This window comes from [Phormidium] sp. LEGE 05292 (assembly GCF_015207735.1).
Lineage (GTDB): Bacteria > Cyanobacteriota > Cyanobacteriia > Cyanobacteriales > Aerosakkonemataceae > Floridanema.
Window position 1 is genome coordinate 1 of the sequence record NZ_JADEWG010000285.1, and the last position, 3,459, is coordinate 3,459.

General features: G+C 42.6%; 3 protein-coding genes. All 3 read right to left on the reverse strand.

The window, feature by feature from the left end:
- Positions 1–19 precede the first annotated feature (19 nt).
- The 3 genes from IQ264_RS31885 to IQ264_RS31895 all read right to left on the reverse strand — a co-directional run bounded on the left by IQ264_RS31885 (position 20) and on the right by IQ264_RS31895 (position 3,135).
- Positions 20–1,162: a citrate synthase gene (locus IQ264_RS31885; protein WP_193986669.1), complete on the reverse strand. Its 1,143-nt coding sequence runs from the start codon at positions 1,160–1,162 to the stop codon at positions 20–22.
- 95 nt (positions 1,163–1,257) lie between these two features.
- Positions 1,258–1,752 carry a phosphohistidine phosphatase SixA gene (sixA, locus tag IQ264_RS31890; RefSeq protein ID WP_193986670.1) on the reverse strand — a complete coding sequence of 165 codons (495 nt, stop codon included), beginning with the start codon at positions 1,750–1,752 and terminating at the stop codon, positions 1,258–1,260.
- 108 nt (positions 1,753–1,860) lie between these two features.
- Positions 1,861–3,135, reverse strand: coding sequence for a DHH family phosphoesterase (locus tag IQ264_RS31895; RefSeq protein WP_193986672.1), 1,275 nt, complete (start codon positions 3,133–3,135; stop codon positions 1,861–1,863).
- Positions 3,136–3,459 lie beyond the last annotated feature (324 nt).

Sequence of the window (3,459 nt, forward strand, 5' to 3'; positions counted from 1 at the left end):
CCCCTGCCCCCCTGCCTTCTCAAGAGTACCGTTTTTCCATTGGGATGTAATGAGCTTCGTGATATCCGGTGTAAACTTGGGTAGGGCGATAGATGCGGTTTTCTTCGAGTTGTTCTTTCCAGTGGGCTAGCCAGCCAGCTACACGAGCGATCGCAAAAATCGGCGTAAACAAATCTGTGGGAATACCCATCTTCCGGTACAATAACCCAGAATAAAAATCCACATTTGGGTAAATTCCTTTGTGTCCCAATCTCTCTTCCACAGCCCGTTCCATTTCTACAGCAATTTCGTAGTACTTGTCAGAACCAAACTTCTCGAACAATTGCTCAGACAAATTTTGGAGTATGGTAGCTCTAGGGTCTTTCACCTTGTAAACTCGATGACCAAAGCCCATTATTTTCGATTTGCGCTGCAAACAGTCATCTAAATAAGGGCGAACATTTTCCACCGAGCCAATTTCTTCTAACATGGCAATTACTTCTTCATTTGCGCCGCCATGTAATGGCCCACCTAAAGTCCCTACTGCCGAAGCTACCACCGCATAAGGGTCTGTCAAAGTAGAAGCAGTGACTCTTGCTGAGAAAGTAGAAGCATTCATCGTATGTTCAGCATGAAGAATCAAACAAATATCCATGATTCTTGCTGATAAAGGGTCTGGTTCTCTCTCATTAAGCATATAGAGAAAGTTAGCTGCATAACCCAAATCATCGCGGGGTCTAACTGGCTCATTCCCATTCCGCATCAACTGAAAAGCTGCTACCATTGTGGGGATTTTCGCCATCAGTCGCACTACCGCTGCGCGAATATAAGCGGGATTATGCAAATCGCGTCGAGAATAGAACAATCCTAACGCTGCTGCTGAAGCTTGCAAAGCATCCATCGGATGACCACTTTCTGGGAAGCATTTCATCATATCAACGATGCGATACTTAATCCGGCGATGGTAACGGATTTCATGTTCAAAATCTTCTAATTCTGGCTTAGTCGGTAGCTTACCCCAGATTAAGAGATAGGTTGTTTCTAAGAAGTTACTTTTTTCTGCTAGTTCTTCAATTTTAATTCCCCGATATTCTAAAATGCCCCGTTGTCCATCAACATGACTAATAGCGGATTCAGCAGCGGGAATTCCTTCTAAACCTGGCCTATACTCGCAAACGGTCATATCCTTAACTCTTTGCTTACATGAATATCTATTCAGGCTAACTTACCAGAAAGTCATAACCTGTTATCTTTAGCACCAAAATGATTTAACAGTTGTTACAGCAAAAATTTTGGTGGTGTTAGCCAAAATAACAGACTACGACCGACAGGAGAACCACTTTCTGCAAGTTGCACTCCAATAACTCCCGCCTTTTTGACTAACAGATTGCCTTTTGCTTCACCCCAAACCAAAATTTCTGTCCATTCGCCTAAGTTTGGTTCATGACCAACTAATGCTAAGCTGCTACCACCTTTGTTTTGCCACTCCTCCAACCACTTTAACCAAGAATCTATATTACCTTCTGGAGTTAGGTGTGTTGATTCTTCTAGTTGGGAACTTAGTCCGATCGCTTTTAGAATATCAGCAGTTTGGCGAGCGCGTACCAACGGACTAGTCAAAATTAAATCAAACCGCAGACCAAAATTAAACAATTGCTGCGCTACTTGCTTTGTTTTTTGCTTCCCCTCACTTGTCAGCGGTCGTAGCGCATCTTCAGTATAGTCTTCTCTTTCCGCAGCGATGCCATGACGTATTAAGTACAATTTCACCATTGCTTGATTTACGTGCTAACACACACGCTTCGCGAACAGATTTAAGACTTCTGATTGTATATTGAAAAGGAAAAAATCTAAAATCTGAAAATTCCAGCTTTTTCCTAACTATTCGGTTTCTATTAAGTTATGAGTGGGATTAACCAGTTTTAAGAGCTTTTGCTTAATTTGGCTATCAAAAACTTCCCATTTCAGTTTGGCATATTCCGAATTTTCATTACTGCCACCTAAGAAACCGATCGGAATTTCAAAACCTCCCGCCATCGAACGTCCACCACCAAAGAAACGTCCTTGATTATCTTGTCCAAAAGCTTCTTTGATAAATTCATCTGGATCGAGGGTCAATTTAGTAGTTCTTAACGAACCAACTACCAGTTCTCGTTCCTTATCTTCATCGTGAACGATACCATAAACCACTGCCGTATGCACGTTTTCTTCTGTTACTAAGAAATCGGCAGCTTGGGGAATAGCATCACGATCATCGTAAAGCAAATAACCAACTCCTGCAATAGAAAAGTTGTTTTTGACAATGCGGTTTTTCAAGCTACGCTCAATTACATCCATAACTCGTTTAGAACGAGTCGCCTGTAAGACGGCATTGAGCATTTGGGGATCGTAAAAACGGCTAAGATAAGCAGCGGCGAGAAATTCTTCTTCCTGCGCTTGTCGCAAACCATTAGTATCAGAACGCAAACCGTGCATTAAGGCAGTAGCGCATTTTACGTGCTCGCTGATGCCGTTATCTAATTCTAGTAGTCCGGCTTGCAAGTATTGAGTAAAAATTGTTGATGTGGCACGTACAGCTGGACGAATATCGATAAATTCAGCTTGTAAGTTACCCTGTAGTTGATGATGGTCAACTACTACAATTGTAGGAATCCCTGCTTGCTGGACTTGCGTCATTAATTGGCTGGTAGTACCTTGATTATCGATTAATACGCAACCTTGATACACTGACAAATCTTTGTTTTTCAGGACTTGAGGTGTCCAACGCATTGCTGGGAGGTTAGTCAGTTTTACCAAGGCAATATTTTCTTGGTGACTCAGAGTACCCCCATAAACAATGTCGCATTGAATGTGATATTGTTGCGCGATTAATTGGTATGCCCAAGCACATGATAAAGCATCGGGATCTGGGAAATCCTGAACAACTATAATTTGCTTTTCTTCCCGATGGCGCTCTAAGGTTTGTTGTAGAGCTTGTGCTTTCTGAGCCGATAATTGACTGGGAGAACGTCTGATAGGTTCGTTTCCCAATTCATTGGCAGACGAACCCAATCGTTTTGGATTAGATTCAGTATTGGCTGTATTGGCCTTGAGTTCCACGGGTGAATCAGCTATTAGGGTTAAACGGTCGAGAGACTCGATCGAACGAGATTGCATATTATTAAAAAGGGGTAAGGGTACTTTACGAAGTCTAGAATGTACAATTTATTTCCTGCGGTTATGCTTGCTTGCTATCGAGCAGCATCCCCCAGGTTGAGTTATTTTCCTTCTCTTCGATCTTCGCAAAAAAATCCAGATTGTACATACCCCCCTGTTGAGTATTTAATTCGGTAGAAGGCAGAAGGCAGAAGACAGAAGGCAGAAGGCAGAAGGCAGAAGGCAGAAGGCAGAAGGCAGAAGGCAGAAGGCAGAAGGCAGAAGGCAGAAGGAAAGAAAGGTTAAAATCTGGCTCTTATACACATCAGACGCTGTCGACGAAGC